Raw genomic sequence first — 19,810 nt, 5'->3', positions numbered from 1 at the left:
CAAGGCCCGTCCTCGCGCCCCCACGGGGTCCCACCTGATTTCCGGTCACGCCCATGAACGCCGAAACCTTCGTCTTCCCCGTGTCGTTCGCCCAGCAGCGGCTGTGGTTCCTGCACCTGATGCAGCCGGACAACCCCAGCTACAACATCGCGGGGGCCGTGAGACTCCAGGGCGCGCTGGACGTGGGCGCGCTCCAGCGGACCTTCGACGCGATGGTGGAGCGGCATGAGTCGCTGCGCACCACGTTCGCGCAGGAGGCGGGTCAGCCCGTCCAGGTCGTCGCGCTGGAGGGCACCGCGCCCGTCGTGCTCGTGGACCTGGAGGCCCTCCCCGAAGCCGAGCGCGAGGAGGCGGCCCGCCGGGGGACGACCGAGGAGACGCGCCGGCCCTTCGACCTGATGCGCGGGCCCCTGCTGCGCGCGCGCCTGTTCCGGCTCACCGCCACGGACCACGTCCTGGTGATGACGATGCACCACATCATCTCGGATGGTGGCTCGCTGGGCATCCTCATCCAGGAGGTGGCGCAGCTCTACGCCGCCTTCCGCGAGGGCCGTGAACCGGAGCTGGAGCCCCTGCCCATCCAGTACGCGGACTACGCCCAGTGGCAGCGCGAGTGGCTGGGCACCGAAGGCGTGCTGACCGAGCACGTCGCGTACTGGAAGAAGCAGCTCGCGGGCGCGTCCCTGCTGCAACTGCCCACCGACCATCCGCGTCCGGCCATCCAGACCCAGCGCGGCGCGCTGCTGCCCCTGCACCTGCCCTCGGGGCTGGTGACGCAGCTCCAGCAGCTTGGCCAGCGCGAGCGGGCCACGCTCTTCATGACGCTGCTGGCGTCCTTCCAGGCCCTGCTGTCCCGGTACACGCACCAGCACGACATCCTCGTCGGCGCGCCGCAGAACAGCCGTGGCCGCGTGCAGACCGAGGGCCTCATCGGCCTCTTCGTCAACACGCTCGTCCTGCGCGGTGACCTGTCCGGCAACCCCACCTTCCGCGAGCTGCTCCAGCGCACCCGCGAGACGACGCTGGCGGCCTACTCGCACCAGGACATCCCCTTCGAGCGGCTGGTGGACGAGGTGCAGCCGGAGCGAAACCTGGCCTACACCCCGCTGTTCCAGGTCGCCTTCAACCTCCAGCCCCAGGCGCCCCAGGCGCTGGTGCTGCCGGGCGCGAAGATCCTCCCCATCGAGGTGGAGACAGGCACCGCGAAGTTCGACCTGACGCTGGACCTCCAGGAGGGCGCGGACGGCCTGCGCGGCTTCTTTGAATACAACCGCGACCTGTTCGAGCCCTCCACGATGGAGCGCCTGCGCGGGCACTTCCAGACGCTGCTCGAAGGCGTCGTCGCGCGGCCGGACGCGCGGCTGGACACCCTGCCCCTGCTGACGCAGCCCGAGCGCCACCAGCTGCTCGACGTCTGGCCCGTCCTCCAGGAGTTCTCCGGCAGGGACTGCCTGCACCAGCGCTTCGAGGCCCAGGCCCGGAAGCGGCCGGACGCCATCGCCGTGGTGGGCGACGGCGAGCGGCTCACCTACGCGGAGCTGGATGCCCGCGCCAACCAGCTCGCCCACGCGCTGCTGGCGCGCGGCCTCCAGCCCGAGACGCTGGTGGGCCTGTGCGTGGAGCGCTCCCTGGCCACCGTGGTGGGCATCCTGGGCATCCTGAAGGCGGGCGGCGCCTACGTGCCGCTCGACCCCACGTACCCCGCGGACCGGCTTGCCTTCATGGTCGAGGACAGCCGGATGCCGCTGGTCATCACCCAGCGCGCCCTGGTCGAACGCCTGCCGGCGAGCGGCACGGAGCTGTTCGTGCTGGAGGACGCCGCCGGCCTGCTCGCGCGGCAGCCCACGCAGGCGCCCGGCCTCGCGCTCGACAGCGACCACCTGGCGTACGTCATCTACACCTCCGGTTCGACGGGCCTGCCCAAGGGTTCGCTGCTGCCGCACCGCAACGTCACGCGGCTGTTCGAGGCGACGCAGGACTGGTTCCACTTCAACGACCAGGACGTGTGGACGCTGTTCCACTCCTACGCGTTCGACTTCTCCGTCTGGGAGCTGTGGGGCGCGCTGCTGTACGGCGGCCGGCTGGTCATCGTCCCGTACCTCGTGTCGCGCTCGCCGGATGCGTTCTACGAGCTGCTGAGCCAGGAGCGCGTCACGGTGCTGAACCAGACGCCCGCGGCCTTCCGCCAGCTCATCCAGGCCGAGGAGCGCAGCGCCTCCGGTCCGCGTCCGCTGGCCCTGCGCTACGTCGTCTTCGGTGGTGAAGCGCTGGAGCCCGCGAGCCTCGTGCCCTGGTTCCGCCGGCACGGGGACGCGCAGCCCCGGCTCATCAACATGTACGGCATCACCGAGACGACGGTGCACGTCACCTACCGCCCGATGAGCATGGCGGAGGCGGAGCGCACGCAGCAGAGCCCCATCGGCGTGGCCATCCCGGACCTCCAGCTCTACGTGCTGGACGCGCGGCTGGAGCCCGTGCCCGTGGGCGTGGCGGGGGAGATCTTCGTGGGCGGCGCGGGACTGGCGCGCGGCTACCTGGGCCGGCCCGCGCTCACCGCGGAGCGCTTCATCCCCCACCCGTACAGCCGCACGCCCGGCGCCGCGCTCTACCGCACGGGCGACCTGGCGCGCTTCACGAAGGACGGGCAGCTGGAGTACCTGGGGCGCATCGACCATCAGGTGAAGATCCGCGGCTTCCGCATCGAGCTGAGTGAGATTCAAATCGTCCTCAGCCTGCACCCGGCGGTGCGCGAGGCCCTGGTGCTGGTGCGCGAGGACGTGCCCGGCAACAAGTCACTGGTGGCCTACGTGGCCGCGCCGAAGGAGGGCGCGCCGAGCGTCAATGACCTGCGCCAGTACCTGCTCGGGAAGCTGCCGGACTACATGGTGCCGGGCGCCTTCGTGATGCTGGAGCAGTTCCCGCTGACCGCGAACGGCAAGGTGGACCGCAAGGCCCTGCCCACGCCCGACCAGTCCCGCCCCGACCTGGGCACGCGGTACGTCGCGCCCACGACCCGTCCAGAGGAGGTGCTCTGCGCCATCTGGGCGGAGGTGCTGGACGTGGAGCGCGTGGGCATCCACGACAACTTCTTCGCGCTGGGCGGAGACTCCATCCTCAGCATCCAGGTGCTGACGCTGGCGCAGCGCGAGGGCATCCGCTTCTCCCTCCAGCAGCTCTTCCAGCACCAGACGGTGGCGACGCTGCTCCAGGCCGCGGAGGTCCGCGCGACCACCACCGAGGAGCTGCCGCGCACGGAGCCCTTCAGCCTCGTCACGCCCGAGGACCGCGCCCGGCTGCCCGCGGACGTCGAGGACGCCTACCCGCTGGCCCGCATCCAGGCGGGCATGCTGTACCACATGGAGTTGGCGCCAAACTCCAACATCTACCACAACACCGACAGCTTCCATCTGCGGCTGCGCAGCCCGTTGAACCCGGTGCGCTTCGAGGAAGCGGTGCAGGCCATCGTCGCGCGTCAGCCCGTGCTGCGCACGGCGTTCGACATGACGACGTACAGCCAGCCGTTGCAGCTGGTGCACCGGAGCGCGCACCTCTCCATCCAGTTCGTGGACATGCGTCACCTGTCGGACGCGGAGCAGGACGCGGAGATCCACGAGCTGCTGGAGCTGGAGAAGCAGCGGCACTTCGAGCTGTCGCGTCCGCCGCTGCTGCGCTTCTTCATCCACCAGCGCGCGGAGGGGTCCTTCCAGTTCACGCTCACCGAGTGCCACGCCATCATCGACGGCTGGAGCCTGCACTCCACGCTGGTGGAGATGTTCAACCACTACCACGCGCTGGAGCGCGGTGAGGCGCCGCCCCCGGCGGAGCAGACGGGCCTCACCTACCGCGACTTCGTGGCGCTGGAGCAGCGCGCCCTGGCCTCCGAGGAGCACCAGCGCTTCTGGCGCGATCAGCTCGCGGGCGGCTCGGTCATGCGGCTGCCCCGCTGGCGCAAGCCACTGGCGGCCGGCGAGCCGCGCATCGCCACCGTCAAGGTGCCCCTCTCCCAGGAGCTCCACGCGGGCCTGAAGGCGCTCACGCGGACCGCGTCGGTGCCGTTCAAGAGCATCCTGGTGGCCGCGCACCTCAAGGTCATGAGCCTGCTGAGCGGCCGCGAGGACGTCATCACGGGCATGGGCGTCAACAGCCGCCCGGAGGAAGGCGACGGCTCCAAGCTGCGGGGCATCTTCCTCAACACCCTGCCCTTCCGCCTGAAGCTGGAGCCCGGGAGCTGGACGTCGCTGGTCCACGCGGCCTTCGACAGCGAGCGAAAGCTCTACCCGTTCCGCCGCTACCCCATGGCGGACATCCAGCGGCAGTGGGGCCGTGAGGCGCTCTACGAAGTCATGTTCAACTACATGCACTTCCACGTCCTGCACGACCTCACAGGGACGCTGGCCTCGGTGGAGACCCTGGGCGTCATCCGCTCCGAGGGCACCAACGTCACGCTGGCGGTGCACTTCCAGACGGAGCCGCACACCCAGGAGCTGACGCTCGAGCTGGACTACAACGCCGTCGAGCTGGAGCACGCGCAGGTGGAGCGCATTGGCGCCTCCTACGCCCGCGTGCTCGGCGCGCTCGCCTTCCACGCCGAGGACTCGCACCACCTGTCCTGCGCGCTGCCTCCCGACGAGCAGCGGCGGATGCTGGTGGAGTGGAACGCCACCTCCGCGCCCTTCCCCCCGGCGACGTTCCAGGCGCTCTTCGAGGCCCAGGCCTCCGCCACGCCGGACGCGGTGGCGGTCGTGGACGGTGCGCGCTCGCTCAGCTACCGCGCCCTGGACGCACGCGCCAACCAGCTCGCGCACCACCTGCGCTCCCGGGGCGTGGGGCCGGAGCACCTCGTGGCGCTCGGCCTGGAGCGCTCCGTCGAGCTGCTCGTCGGCCTCCTGGGCGCGCTCAAGGCGGGCGCGGCCTGGCTGCCGCTGGACCCCACGTATCCCCCGGACCGTCTGGCGTACATGCTGACGGACTCGCGCGCGGCGCTCCTGCTGACCACGAAGGCGCTCGACGCGACGTTCGCCACCGCGCACGTCAAGCGCGTCTTCCTGGATGCGTTGGAGTTCATCGGCGCGGCGACCACGCGGGCCCTGCCCTCCAGCGCGAGCGCGGACGCCCTGGCGTACGTCATCTACACGTCCGGCTCCACGGGGCTGCCCAAGGGGGCGATGCTCACGCAGGGCGGCCTGGTCCAGTACCTCACCTGGGCCGCCAGGACGTATCAGGTGGAGCCCGGGCAGAGCGCCCTGGTGCACACCTCCATCGCCTTTGACGCGACCCTCACCAGCCTCCTCACCCCGCTGCTGCGCGGCGCGACGGTGCGCATGCTGCCCGCCGGCAAGGAGCTGGAGTCGCTGGCGCTGGCGCTACAAGAGGAGCGCGGCCACGACCTGGTGAAGCTCACGCCCGCGCACCTCCAGGCGCTCTCCCACCTGGTGCCGCCGGCCGCGCTGGCCCGGCTGGTCAGCACCTTCGTCGTCGGTGGCGAAGCCCTGCCTCCGGCCACGGCGGAGTTCTGGCGCAAGCACGCGCCGGGCGTCCGGATCATCAACGAGTACGGCCCCACGGAGACGGTGGTCGGCTGCTCCATCCACGACGTGACGACGGACGGTCCGCGGGATGGCCTCGTGCCCATTGGCAAGCCCATCTCCAACACGGAGCTGTACGTCCTGGATGCGCGGATGCAGCCCGTGCCCGTCGCCGTGCCGGGTGAGCTGTACATCGGCGGCGCGGGCGTGGCGCGCGGCTACCTGTCGCGGCCGTACCTCACCGCGGAGCGCTTCGTGCCGGACCCGTTCAGCGGGCGGCCCGGGCAGCGCCTCTACCGCACCGGCGACCTGGCGCGCTTCCTCCCGGATGGGACGCTGGACTTCATGGGCCGCCGCGATGGCCAGGTGAAGCTGCGCGGCTACCGCATCGAGCTGGGGGAGATTGAAGCCGCGCTGCGCATGCAGACGGCCGTGCGCGACGCCGTGGTGCTGGTGCGCGAGGACGAGCCCGGGGACATGCGACTGGTCGCCTATGTCGTCCCCCACCTGGGCCAGCTCGCGGAGGCCGGCGCCCTGCGCACCCGCCTGCAGCAGCGGCTGCCCGGCTACATGATCCCCTCCGCCTTCGTGACGCTGGGGGCCCTGCCCCTGACGCCCAATGGCAAGGTGGACCGCGCGGCGCTCGCCGCGCCCACGCAGTTGACCCCTGACACCGTCGTGGGCCCCCGGAACGACACCGAGGCGCTCATCGCCAGCATCTGGGCGGGCGTGCTGCGCACGGACCGCTTCGGCATCCACGACCACTTCTTCGACCTGGGCGGCCACTCGCTGCTGGCCACGCAGGTGGTGTCGCGCGTGCGCGAGGCGTTTGGCCTGGAGCTGCCCATCGCCGCGCTCTTCGAGGCGCCCACGGTCGCCACGCTGGCCGAGCACATCCAGACGCTGCGGGCCCAAAGCTCCGGCGAAGCGCCCCCGCCGCCGCTCAAGGCCTACCCGCGTGAGGAAGGACTGCCGCTGTCCTTCGCGCAGCAGCGCCTGTGGTTCCTGGACCAGATGCAGTCCGGCAGCGCCTTCTACAACATGCCCGCCGTCCTCCGGCTGACGGGCACGCTCGACCCGGAGACGGTGCGCCGCTGCCTGGAGGCGCTGCTGCGCCGCCATGAAATCCTCCGCACGACGTTCCAGATGAGCGGGCAGGCCCCGGTGCAGCGCGTCGCGGCGGACGCGACCCCGGCGCTGGAGCTCATCGACCTGCGGGCGCTCCCGTCCGAGCGCCGCGAGGAGGAGGCCCGGCGACTGGCCCAGGAGGAGGCCCAGCGGCCCTTCACGCTGGCCACGGGCCCGCTCTTCCGGGGCGCGCTCCTCCGGCTGGGCGAGCAGGAGCACCTGCTCCTCCTGACGCTGCACCACATCATCGCCGACGGCTGGTCCCTGTCCGTGCTCGTGCAGGAGGTGGCGGAGCTGTATGGCGCATTCTCCGCGGGCCAGCCCTCGCCGCTGCCGCCCCTGCCGGTGCAGTACGGCGACTACGCGCGCTGGCAGCGCGAGTGGCTGTCGGGCCCGGTGCTGGAGCGGCAGCGGGACTACTGGAAGCAGCGGCTGGCGGGGGCCCCGGCCTTCCTGGACCTGCCCACGGACTTCCCCCGTCCCCCCGTGCAGCGCTTCCTGGGCGCCACGCACCAGGGCCTGCTGCTGCCCGAGGACGCGGCGGCGAAGCTGCGCGAGCTGTGCCGGCGCGAGAGCGTCACGCCGTTCATGGCGCTGATGGCGGCCTTCCAGGTGCTGCTGCACCGCTCCACCGGCGAGACGGACATCGTCTTCGGCACGGACATCGCCAATCGCAACCACTCCGGGACGGAGGGCCTCATCGGCTTCTTCGTCAACCAGCTCGTCATGCGCGGCGACCTGGGCGGAGACCCGTCGTTCCGCGCGCTGCTCGCCCAGGCGCGGCGCGAGGCCCTGGCGGCGTACGCCCACCAGGACCTGCCCTTCGAGGACCTGGTCAAGGCGCTCAACCCGGAGCGGGACCTGGCGTACTCGCCGCTGTTCCAGGTGAAGCTCATCCTCCAGAACGCGCCCTCCTCCGACCTGGAGCTGCCGGGGCTGACGCTGCGCGAGGAGAGCAGCAGCACCGGCGCCGCCAAGTTCGACATGACGTGGGTGGTGACCGACACGGCGCACGGCCTGGAGTGCCTGTGCGAATACAGCACCGACCTCTACACGCAGGCCACCATCGACCGGATGATGGGCCACCTGCGCGAGGTGCTGCTGGGCGCGCTGGCCCGCCCCGAGGAGCGCATCTCCCGCCTGCCGTTGCTCTCCGCGCAGGAGCGGCAGCAGGTGCTAGGCGCGTGGAACGACACCGCGTCGCCCCTGCCGGAGGTCCTCCTCGCGCACCGCCTCTTCGAGGCGCAGGCGGCGCGCACGCCCGACGCGGTGGCGGTGTCCTTCGAGGCCCAGCAGCTCACCTACCGGGAGCTGGACGCCCGCGCCAACCAGCTCGCCTGGTACCTGAAGGAGCGCGGCGTGGGCCCCGAGTCGCGGGTGGGCCTGTGCGTGGAGCGCTCGCTGGACATGGTGGTGGGCATCCTCGGCATCCTGAAGGCCGGGGGCGCCTGGCTGCCGTTGGACCCCACCTATCCGGTGGAGCGGCTGGGCCTGATGATGCAGGACGCGTCCATCCCGGTGCTCGTCACGCAGGAGCACCTGGCGGATGAGCTGCCCTCGGTGGGGCTGCTGGTGTGCCTGGACTCCGAATGGGCGCAGATTGCCCGGAAGCCCACGACGCCGCCGGGCGTGGAGCTGTCGCCCGACAACCTCGCGTACATCATCTTCACCTCCGGTTCGACGGGCCGGCCCAAGGGCACGCTGCTGTCGCACCGGGGCCTGTGCAACACGGCGCTGGCGGCCGGGCGCGGACACCGGCTCCACCCGGCGAGCCGCGTGCTGCAGTTCGCGGCCTTCGGCTTCGACGCGTCGGTGTGTGAAGTCTTCTCCACGCTCCTGGCGGGCGCGCGGCTGTGTCTTGCGTCGCGCGACGACATCATGCCCGGGCCGCCGTTGCAGGCGCTGCTGGCCTCGCAGGCCATCACCGCCGTGACGCTGACGCCGTCGGTGCTCGCGCGGCTGGAGCCCACGGGGCTGCCCGCGCTGGAGACGCTCATCTCCGCGGGCGAGACGTGCACGCCGGAGCTGGCGCGCCGGTGGGTGGGCGCCTGCCACTTCATCAACGCGTACGGGCCCACCGAGGTGACGGTGTGCGCGTCGCTGGAGGACCGGGTGGATCCGGAGCGGCCCGGCATCGGCAAGGCCTGGCCCAACGTGCGCCTGTACGTGCTGGATGCGCGGATGCAGCCCCTGCCGGTGGGCGTGCCCGGGGAGCTGTACATCGCGGGCGTGGGCGTGGCGCGCGGCTACCTGGACCGCCCGGAGCTGACGGCCGAGCGCTTCGTGCCGGAGCCCTTCGGCGCGGTGCCGGGCGCGCGGATGTACCGCTCCGGAGACCGCGTGCGCCTGCGCGCGGATGGGTCGCTGGAGTTCCTGGGCCGCCTGGATCAGCAGGTGAAGCTGCGCGGCTTCCGCATCGAGCTGGAGGAGATTGAAGCCGCGCTGGCGGAGCGGCCGGAGGTGGGCGCGGTCGCGGTCCTGCTCCGCGAGGACGCACCGGGCCGCAAGCAGCTCGTCGCCTACGTCGTCCCCGAGGAGGGCCTGCACCTGGAGCCCGAGGCGCTGCGCGGCGCGCTGGCGTCGCGACTGCCCGAGTACATGGTGCCCTCCGCCTTCATCCTGCTCCCGACCCTGCCGCTGACGGCCCACGGCAAGGTGGACCGCAAGGCCCTGCCCTCGCTGGAGCAGCAGCACTCGCAGCAGCGCGAGTCCACCTACGTGGCCCCGCGCACGCCGGTGGAGCAGGCGCTGGCGGACATCTGGGCGTCGGTGCTGTCGCGCGAGCGCGTGGGCATCCACGACGACTTCTTCGAGCTGGGTGGCGACTCCATCGTCAGCATCCAGGTCATCGCGCGCGCCACGGAAGCCGGCCTCTACATCACCCCGAAACAGGTCTTCCAACACAAGACCATCGCGTCGCTGGCGCCGCAGGTGGGCCAATCCCAGCGGCCCCAGGCCGAACAGGGCGCGGTGATGGGCCCCGGCCCGCTCACGCCCATCCAACGCTGGTTCTTCGAGTGGGAGCGTCCGCAGCCCCACCACTACAACCAGGCCGTGCTGCTGGGATTGCGCCAGCCCCTCTCGCCCGCGCTGCTGGAAGAGGCGCTGCGAGCCCTGGTGGCCCACCACGACGTGCTGCGGCTGCGCTTCGATTCGACGCCGGAAGGCTGGAAGCAGACGGGCACGGGCCTGGAGAACACCGTGACGCTGCGTCAGGTGGACCTCTCCGGCCTGGAGGAGGGCCCGCAGCGCGCGGCGCTGGAGGTGGAGGCGCAGCGGGCCCAGGCGGGCTTCCGTCTGGAGCAGGCCCCGTTGGTGGCCGCCGTCCTGTTCGACCTGGGCGCCCAGCGCGGCACCCGCCTGCTCCTGGCCATCCACCACCTGGTGATGGACGCGGTGTCCTGGCGCGTTCTGCTCATGGACCTGGAGTCGGCCTGCCAGCAGCTCCTGCGCGATGCCCCGGCGTCGCTGCCCCCGAAGACGACGTCCTTCCTCGCCTGGGCGCAGCGGCTGGAAGCCCACGCCCAGGGACCGGAGCTGGAGCGGGAGTCCGCCTTCTGGCTGGGACAGTCCAGTGACGTGCCCGCCCTGCCAGTGGATGACGGCTCGGGTGAGAACACGCACGAGTCGGCCCGCACGGTGACGGTCGCCCTGGAGCCGGAGGAGACGCGGCTCCTGCTCCAGGAGGTGCCGAAGTCCTGGCGTGCCCGCATCGACGAGGTGCTGATCTCCGCCCTGGCCCAGGCCCTCTCCTCGTGGACAGCACAGCCTCGCGTGCGGGTGCAGCTCGAAGGCCATGGCCGCGAGGAGCTCTTCGAGGACGTGGACCTGAGCCGCACGGTCGGCTGGTTCACGACCACGTATCCGGTGACGCTCGAGCTGCCCGCGGACGGCACGCCCGGGGCTCAGCTCCGCGCGGTGCGGGACGTGTTGCAGCAGGTGCCGCGCAAGGGCCTGGGCTACGGCCTGCTGCGCTACCTGCGCAAGGACGCCGTGGGCCAGCGGATCCAGGCCCAGCCCGAGCCCCAGGTGTCCTTCAACTACCTGGGCCAGCTCGACTCGGCCCTGTCGCCCGCATCCCTGTTCACCGCCGCCGAGGAGCCCTCGGGCTCACCGCATGGAAGCCAGGGGCGGCGCCGGCAGGTGTTGGACGTGAACGCCCACGTGCTGGGCGGCAGGCTGGAGGTGTCCTTCACCTACAGCCAGGCGCTGCACCAGCAGGCCACGCTGGAGCGCGTGGCGGCGGCGTACCTCCAGGCCCTGCGCACGCTCGTGACGCAGCGGGCCTCCGAGGACGCGGCGCGCGTGTCGCCCGGGGACTTCCCCCTGGCCCCCCTGTCGCAGCCCGCGCTGGACGAGCTGGTGCGCACCCGCCCCGGCATCGTGGACCTCTACCCGCTGTCGCCCATGCAGCAGGGCATGCTCTTCCACGCCCTGCTGGATCCGCGCGAGAGCGTGTACTTTGAACGGGCCGCCTGGACGTTGGAGGCGGACCTGGACGTGGCGGCGCTGCGCCGCGCGTGGCAGCAGATCATCGCGCGCTACCCCATCCTGCGCACCCGCTTCGCGTGGGAGGGCCTGGCGCAGCCGCTCCAGGTCGTCCAGCGCGAGGTCGAGCTGCCGTGGGAGGAGCACGACCTGCTCGGCAGGACGGCCGGGGAGCAGCAGCGCTGGCAGTCGGACTGGATGGCCACGGACCATGCGCGCGGCTTCAACCCGAAGCAGGCCCCGCTGATGCGCGTCGCCGTGCTGCGGCTGGCGGAGCGCAGCTGGCGCGTGGTGTGGAGCTTCCACCACCTGCTGCTGGACGGCTGGAGCGTCGGGCGCGTGCTCAACGAGATGCTGGCGTTCTACGACGCCGCGACCCGGCAGCAGCCGCTGCGCATGGAGGAGCCGCCGCTCTACCGGGACTACATCGCGTGGCTGGTGAAGCAGGGGACGGCCCAGGCCGAGGGCTGGTGGCGTGAGTCGCTGAAGGGCTTCGGTGAGCCGACGCCGCTGCCCGGTGAGTCCGGAGGACAGGCCCGGAGCGCGCCGCAGGTGATGGGCGAGCGCAGGCGCCTGCTGTCCGCCGACGTGACGGAGCGGCTGCGCGCGCTGTCGCGCCGCCATCAGGTGACGCTCAACACGCTGGCGCAGGCGGCCTGGGCGCTGGTGCTCGGACGGCATGCGGGCGTGGAGGACGTCGTCTTCGGCGCCACCGTGGCCGGACGCCCGCCCGAATTGCCGGGCGTGGAGCAGATGGTGGGCCTCTTCATCAACACCCTGCCGGCGCGCGTGAAGCTGCCGCCCGAGCAGAAGGTGGTGGACTGGCTGAAGGCGTTCCAGGACTGGCAGGTGGAGCGCGCGCCGTACGAATACGCTCCGCTGGTCCAGGTGCAGGGCTGGAGCCCGGTGCCGCGTGGCACGCCGCTTTTCGAGAGCATCTTCGTCTTCGAGAACTACCCCGTCGAGGAGGCGGTGCGGCAGGGCGCCAGCCAGTTCGAGATCCGGGACGTGGTCGCCCAGGAGCGCACCAACTACCCCCTGACCCTCACGGCCCACGCCGACACGGAGCTGCTGCTCCACATCGACTTCGAGTCCCCCAGGCTCCAAGCCAGCGCCGTGGAGCGCATGCTCGAACAACTGGGCACGGTGCTGGAGGGCATGACGGACGCGGAGGACAAGCGCCTGTGGCAGTTGTCCCTGCTCACGGCCACCGAACGGCACCGCGTGCTGGTCGAATGGAACGACACCCGCGTGGAGCCCGGCCAGGCGGCCTGCCTCCCCGAGCTCATCGAAGCCCACGCGCGGCGGACGCCCGACGCCATCGCCGTCGCCTCGCCGGGGAGCGCGCCGCTCACCTACGGTCAGTTGGAGGAGCGCGCCAACCGGCTCGCGCACCACCTGCGCGCCCGCGGAGTCGGACCCGAGCACCTGGTGGGTGTCTGCCTGGAGAAGTCGCCCGAGCTGCTCATCGCGCTGCTCGGCATCCTCAAGGCAGGCGGCGCGTACGTGCCGCTGGATCCCTCCTACCCCTCCGAGCGGCTCACGGGGATGATGACCGAGGCCCGGCTGTCGCTGCTCCTCACGCAGCGGGACATCCTGGAGACCCTCCCGAGGCCCGCCGTGGACCTGTACCTGTTGGAGGAGGAGGCCTCCACGCGCGCGTCGCTCCCCGCGGACGCACCGCCGTGGCGCTCCTCGCCGGAGGCGCTGGCCTACGTCGTCTTCACCTCCGGCTCCACGGGCACGCCCAAGGGCGTCATGGTCTCCCACCGCAACTGGGCCAACGCGTACCTGGGCTGGGAGCGCGGCTACGCGCTGGCGAAGGACTGCCGCAGCCACCTCCAGATGGCGAGCTTCTCCTTCGACGTCTTCGCGGGCGACCTCGCCCGGGCCCTGGGCTCCGGCGGCAAGCTGGTGCTGTGCCCCCGTGAGTGGCTGCTGGAGCCGACGAAGCTCCATGCCCTGATGCGGGACGAACAGGTGGACTGCGCGGAGTTCGTCCCGGCCGTCCTGCGCGGCCTGCTCCAGCACCTGGAGGAGACGCGGCAGCGGCTGGACTTCATGCGCGTCCTCATCGCGGGCTCCGACGCGTGGTTCGTCAGCGAGTACCACCGGCTGCGGGGCGTCATTGGCGGCGCCACGCGGCTCATCAACTCCTACGGCGTCACCGAGGCCACCATCGACAGCACCTGGTTCGAGGGCGACGGCCTGGGGACGGAGGACAACCAGCTCGTGCCGATTGGTCGGCCCTTCGCCAACAACCGCCTCTACGTGCTGGACACGCACCAGCAGCCGGTGCCCGCGGGGCTCGCGGGAGAGCTGTTCATCGGCGGCGAGGGCGTGGCCCGGGGCTACCGCCTCCGCCCGGAGCTGACGGCGGAGCGCTTCGTGCCGGATCCCTTCGGTCCACCGGGAGCGCGGCTGTACCGGACGGGCGACCGGGCACGCTACCTGCCGGACGGCAACATCGACTTCATGGGCCGCGCGGACACCCAGGTGAAGCTGCGCGGCTTCCGCGTGGAGCTGGGCGAGATTGAGTCCACGCTGGGGCGCCACCCCACCGTCCAGAGCGCGGTCGTCGTCCTGCGCGAGGACCCCAAGAGCCCCCGGCGCCTCGTCGCCTACGTGGTCGGCGTCACGGAGGCGCTGGACACCACCGTGCTGCGCGACTTCCTGCGCGAGCGGCTGCCGGACTACATGGTCCCCGCGCTCATGGTCCGGATGGACGCGCTCCCGCTGACCCCCAACGGGAAGGTGGACCGCCGGGCCCTGCCCGCGCCGGACGCCACCGCGCGCGCCGCCGAAGCCCGCTTCGTCGAGCCGCGCTCGTCCACCGAGACGGGCCTGCTCGCCATCTGGCGCGAGGTGTTGGGGCTGGAGTCCATCAGCGTGCTGGACACCTTCTTCGACATCGGCGGGCACTCGCTGCTGGCCACGCAGATCATCTCCCGCGCGAACACCGCGTTCCAGGTGACGCTGCCCCTGCGCGCCCTCTTCGAGTACCCCACCATCGCGGAGCTGTCCGAGCAGGTCGTCCTCGCGCAGCTCGAACACGCGGACTCGGTCGCGCTCGCGCAGGCGATGGAGGAAGTGGACGGGCTGTCGGAGGAGGAGCTGGAGAAGCTGCTGGAGGGCACCCATGAGTGAGCTGTCGAAGAAGCTGGCGGGGCTCTCTCCCGAGAAGCGCGAGCTCATCCTGCGCAAGCTGCGCCAGCAGAACGCGCTCGCGACGCCCGAGGCGGTGGCGCGCCCCACCGCCATCCCCAGGGCCTCCCGTGACCAGCCGCTGCCCCTCTCCTTCCCGCAGCGCCGCCTCTGGTTCCTGGATCAGTTCGAGCCCGGCACGCCCGCCTACAACATCCCGGAGTTCGCCCGGCTGCTCGGCTCGCTCCAGCCGGAGGTGCTGGAGCGCGCCCTCAACGAAGTCATCCGGCGCCACGAAGGCCTGCGCACCGTCTTCGTCTCCGAAGGCGGTGAGCCGCGCCAGTCCGTCCTCCCCCGGCTGAGCATTCCGCTGCCCGTGGTGGACCTGTCCCACCTGCCCGAAGCCGCGCGAGGTGAGCGGTGTCAGGCCCTGGCGCTCCAGGTGGCGGGCGCGTCCTTCGACCTGGCCCGGGGGCCGCTGCTCCAGACCACGCTGGTGCGACTGGCGCCGGAGGAGCACGTCCTGTTGCTCGTGGTGCACCACATCGTGTCCGACGGCTGGTCCACGGGCATCCTCGTCCGGGAGCTGGCCACGCTCTACGAGGCCTTCAGCCGGCGGCAGCCCTCTCCGCTCCCGGAGCTTCCGCTGCAATACGCCGACTTCGCGGTGTGGCAGCGGGAGCACCTGCGAGGGGACGTGCTCGCGTCGCAGGTCGGCTACTGGCGCAAGCAGTTGGAGGGCAGTGACAGCGCGCTGATGCTGCCCACGGACCGGCCGCGCCCCCGGGTCCGCACGCACGCCGGTGGCAAGCAGGCCTTCCGCGTGGACGCGGCGGTGACGCGGCAGCTCCGGGCGCTCGCGGGCCAGGAGAAGGCCTCCCTCTTCATGGTGATGCTGGCGTCGCTCCAGGCCCTGCTCTTCCGCTACACGCGCGAGCCCCGCATCAGCGTGGGCACGTACATCGCGAACCGGAACCGCACGGAGGTGGAGCCGCTCATCGGCTTCTTCCTCAACACGCTGGTCATGCGCACGGACCTGTCTGGCGACCCGACCTTCCGCGAGCTGCTTCGCCGCGTGGTGGACGTGACGCTGGGCGCCTATGCGCACCAGGACGTGCCGTTCGAGAAGCTGCTGGAGGAGCTGACGCCCACGCGCGACACCAGCTTCTCCCCCTTCTTCCAGACGATGCTCGTCCTGCAGAACACCCCCGACGCATCGACGGGACCGAGCACGCTGCGCCTGGAGCCCTTCTCCGTCGCGGGCGAACCCCATGCCCAGTTCGACCTCACCCTCTGGCTGGTGGAGGAGGCCGAAGGACTGGAGGGCATCTGGGAGTACAACCGCGACCTCTTCGACGCCTCCACCGTCGAGCGCATGGTGGCCCACTTCCAGACGCTGCTCGCCGGCATCGCCGCGCAGCCGGAACAGCGCCTGCGCAAGCTGCCCCTGCTCCCGGAGACGGAGCGCAGCCGGCTGCTGCGCGAGTGGAATCAGACGGAGCGCGCGTTCCCCGCCAACGTCTGCCTGCACCACCTCATCGAAGGGCACGCACGGCGCACCCCCGACGCCATCGCCGTCGTGGATCCGACGCGGCGCCTGACCTACGCCGAACTCGACCGTCAGGCGAACCAGCTCGCGCACCACCTGCGCACGCTCGGCGTCGGGCCGGGACGGCTCACGGGCATCTTCCTGGAGAAGTCCGTGGAGGTGGTGGTCGCGGTGCTCGCCGTGCTCAAGGCGGGCGGTGCCTACGTACCGTTGGATCCGTCGTACCCGCAGGACCGCACGGCGCTGATGCTCTCGGACAGCCGCCCCCAGGTGCTGGTGACGCGCGACACGCTGCGCGCCGCCCTGCCCGCCGCGCTGCCGCCCACGGTGTGCGTGGACTCCGACGCATCCGCCATCTCCGTCCACCCCGTCACGGCCCCCACGCAGGCCGTGGAGCCGGAGCAACTGGCCTACGTCGTCTACACGTCGGGCTCCACCGGACGGCCCAAGGGCGTCATGGTGACGCACCGGAGCCTCGCCAACGCGTACTTCGCCTGGGAGGACGCCTACCGGCTGCCCACGCTGCGCGCGCACCTCCAGATGGCCAGCTTCTCCTTCGACGTCTTCTCCGGCGACTTCACGCGCGCCCTGGGTTCGGGCGCGACGCTGGTGCTCTGCCCCCGCGACTGGCTGCTCGAACCGGAGAAGCTGCATGCCCTGATGCTGCGCGAACAGGTGGACTGCGGTGAGTTCGTGCCCGCCGTGGTCCGTCTGCTGATGGGCCACCTGGAAGACACGGGCCAGCGCCTGGACGCCATGCGCCTGGTCATCGTCGGCTCCGACACCTGGGACATGCGCGAGTACCACCAGCTCCGCACCCTGTGCGGCCCCCAGACGCGGCTGGTGAGCTCCTACGGGCTCAGCGAGGCGACCATCGACAGCACGTTCTTCGAGAACGCCACGCCGACGCCGAGCGAGCAGATCGTCCCCATTGGCCGCCCCTTCGCCAACAGCCGGATGTACCTGCTGGACGCCCAGATGCAGCCGCTGCCCATCGGCGTCCCGGGGGAGCTGTACGTGGGCGGTGACGGACTGGCGCAGGGCTACTGGGGCCAGGCGGGCCTCACCGCCGAGCGCTTCATCCCCAGCCCCTTCGACACCACGCCCGGCGCGCGCCTGTACCGCACCGGCGACATGGCGCGCTACGCGGCGGACGGCACCATCGGCTTCATCGGCCGCAATGACTCGCAGGTGAAGATCCGCGGCCACCGCATCGAGCTGGATGAAATCAAGGCGAAGCTGCTGGAGCACGCGTCGGTCCAGGCCATCGAGCTGCTCGTGCACGAGGAGGACGGCAACCGGCAGCTCGTCGCGTACCTCACGCTGACCTCACCCGGAGCGGTGGGGGCGGAGGAGCTGCGACAGCACCTCAAGCAGCACCTGCCCCCGTACATGGTTCCTTCGGCCTTCATCCTCCTGGAGGCCTTCCCGCTCACGCCCAACGGCAAGGTGGACCGCAAGGCCCTGCCCACGCCCAAGGGGCTCCAGCGCGAACAGCAGGAGGACTTCGTCGCTCCGCGCGACGACGTGGAGCGACAGCTCGCGGTCGTCTTCGAGGAGCTGCTCTCCATGCGCCCCATCGGCGTGCATGACAGCTTCTTCGACCTGGGCGGGCACTCCCTGCTGGCCGTGCGGTTGACGGTGCGGATCCGCGAGCAGTTGGGGCGCACCCTGCCCCTGGCCACGCTCTTCCAGGGGCCCACCATCGAACAGCTCGCGCGGGCGCTCCAGGACAACGCCTCGCGGCCCTGGTCCCCCCTGGTGCAACTGCATGCGGGCGACGGACAGCCTCCGCTGTTCTGCGTGCCGGGCGCCGGAGGCAACACCCTCTATCTGCGCGACCTCGCGAAGCGGCTGGGCCCCACGCGGGCCGTGTATGGCCTCCAGGCCCGGGGACTGGATGGGCTCGCCCCCGCGCATCAGTCCGTGGAGGAGATGGCGGAGTGCTACGTGGAGGCGCTGCGGCAGGTGCAGGCGCACGGGCCCTACTTCCTGCTGGGCCACTCCTTCGGGAGCTGGATCGCCTTCGAGATGGCGCAGCGGCTGCGCAAGCAGGGGGAGGCCGTCGCCTTCCTGGGCATCCTCAACACCACCATCCCGCTGGAGCCGGCCGCGCACACGGAGGCCCCTGACTTCGACGACGCGGACTGGATGGCCTCCGTGGCCAGCACCGCCAGCCGCCTGTACGGCGCGGACCTGGCCCTCTCCGCCGAAGTGCTCCGCCCCCTCGCGCCCGAGGAGCGTCGCGCGGAGCTGACGCGGCGGCTGGTGGCGACGGGACTCCTGCCTCCCGGCACGAGCAGCCAGCACGTCCACGGCCTCATCGAGGTCTACAAGACCGCGTATCGGATCAACTACCTTCCCGGCGACACGGTGCCGGTGCCCATCACCCTCTTCCAGGCCCACGAGCGGCACGAGGATGACGGCATCGTCCCCGCCGACTTCGCGGGCGACGCGACCTGGGGCTGGCGGCGGTACGCGGACGGCGCCGTCCCCGTCGAACAGGTCCCGGGCGACCACATGACGATGATGGTCGCCCCCCACGTCGAACCGCTGGCGCGGAAGCTGCGCGAGCACCTGGACCGCGCACCGGGCGAGGGCACCAGATGACGACGACCGCCACCGAGACCGAGCACCCGCCGTCGTTCCCCCTCGCGTTCGCCGTCCTCATCTGGCTGGGACAGTGCGTGTCCCTGCTGGGCTCCGGGCTGACCAGCTTCGCGCTGGGCGTCTGGATGTACGAGACCACCGGCGGGGTGACGCGCTTCGCGCTCGTCATGCTGTCCGCCACGCTCCCCGCCATCCTGCTGGGGCCTGTCGCAGGCGCGCTGGTGGACCGCTGGAACCGCCGCTGGGTGTTGATCCTCAGTGACTCCGTCGCCGGCCTGATGTCGCTGGTGCTCGCGACGCTGCTGTTCAGCGGCAACCTCCAGCCGTGGCATGCGTACGTCACCACCGCCGTGGTGTCGGCGGCCAGCGCGTTCCAGCAACCGGCCTTCGGCGTGCTGGTGTCCACGGTCATTCCGCCCCAGTACCTGGGCCGCGCGAACGGGATGGTGCAGTTGGGGCTGGCCGCCTCGCAGCTCATCGCGCCCCTGGCGAGCGCGTCGCTGATGGCGACCATCCACCTGCAAGGCATCCTGGTCATCGACGCGGTGACGTTCATCCTGGGCACGATGCCGCTGCTGCTGTTGCGCATCCCCAAGCGGTTCCTGACGACGCCCGTCAACGAGGAGCGGCCGTCGCTGTCGGACTCGGTGCGCGCGGGAGCGCGCTATCTGCGCACGTCGCCCGGCCTGCTGGTCCTCATCGGCCTGCTGGCCACGAGCAACTTCTTCGTGGGCGTCGTGGAGGTGCTCGTCACCCCGCTGGTGCTCTCCCTGTCCAACGTGAGCGCGCTGGCGGCGCTCACCACCGCGGGCGGCATCGGCCTGCTCGTGGGCAGCCTGGCGATGAGCGCCTGGGGCAGCCCCCGCCGGATGGTCCACGGCATCCTCGCGGTCCAGTTCATCAGCGGGGTGCTCTTCATCCTCGTGGGTTGTGTCACGTCCATCCCGCTGCTGACGGGCATCGCGTTCTGCTTCTTCTTCAGCATCCCGCTCGTCAACGGCGCCAGCCAGACGCTGCTCCAGCGCAAGGTCCCACTGGAGCTGCGCGGGCGCGTGTTCGCCTTCACCGGCACCCTCACCGGCGCCATGCTCCCGCTGGCCTACACCCTCGCCGGCCCGCTGGCGGACCGGGTGTTCGAACCGGCCCTGCGTCCGGGCGGTGCGCTCGCCGCGCTCCTGGGGGGCTTCGTCGGCGAAGGCGCCGGCCGGGGCATCGCGGTGATGTTCATCCTCGCGGGCATCCTGACGATGCTCGTGACCGTGTTCGCCGCGCTGTCGCGTCCGCTGCGCGGACTGGATGGCCCCGATGCGCCCCCCACCGGCGAAGTCGCCAGCAGCCCCTGAACCCTCTTCAAGAACTTCGAATC

General features: G+C 71.4%; 3 protein-coding genes. All 3 read left to right on the top strand.

Features of this window, described 5'->3' with window-relative positions:
• Positions 1-53 precede the first annotated feature (53 nt).
• From OV207_RS07635 to OV207_RS07625, 3 genes are read left to right on the top strand one after another with little or no spacing between them, the layout of a single operon-like run.
• A complete protein-coding gene (locus OV207_RS07635; protein WP_267553840.1) occupies positions 54-14,288 on the top strand; it encodes a non-ribosomal peptide synthetase in 14,235 nt (4,744 codons plus the stop codon).
• A complete protein-coding gene (locus tag OV207_RS07630; RefSeq protein ID WP_267553839.1) occupies positions 14,281-18,444 on the top strand; it encodes a non-ribosomal peptide synthetase in 4,164 nt (1,387 codons plus the stop codon). Before OV207_RS07635 ends, OV207_RS07630 begins: the two co-directional genes overlap by 8 nt.
• The gene (locus OV207_RS07625) at positions 18,441-19,787 is read left to right on the top strand and encodes an MFS transporter (protein WP_267553838.1); all 1,347 of its coding nucleotides are present in this window, start codon (positions 18,441-18,443) and stop codon (positions 19,785-19,787) included. The genes OV207_RS07630 and OV207_RS07625 overlap by 4 nt, the downstream gene beginning before the upstream one ends.
• The last annotated feature ends 23 nt before the right edge of the window (positions 19,788-19,810 follow it).

Origin of the sequence: Corallococcus sp. BB11-1, from assembly GCF_026626625.1 — a bacterium.
GTDB lineage: Bacteria > Myxococcota > Myxococcia > Myxococcales > Myxococcaceae > Corallococcus > Corallococcus soli.
This window is presented reverse-complemented; position numbering and strand designations above follow the sequence as displayed.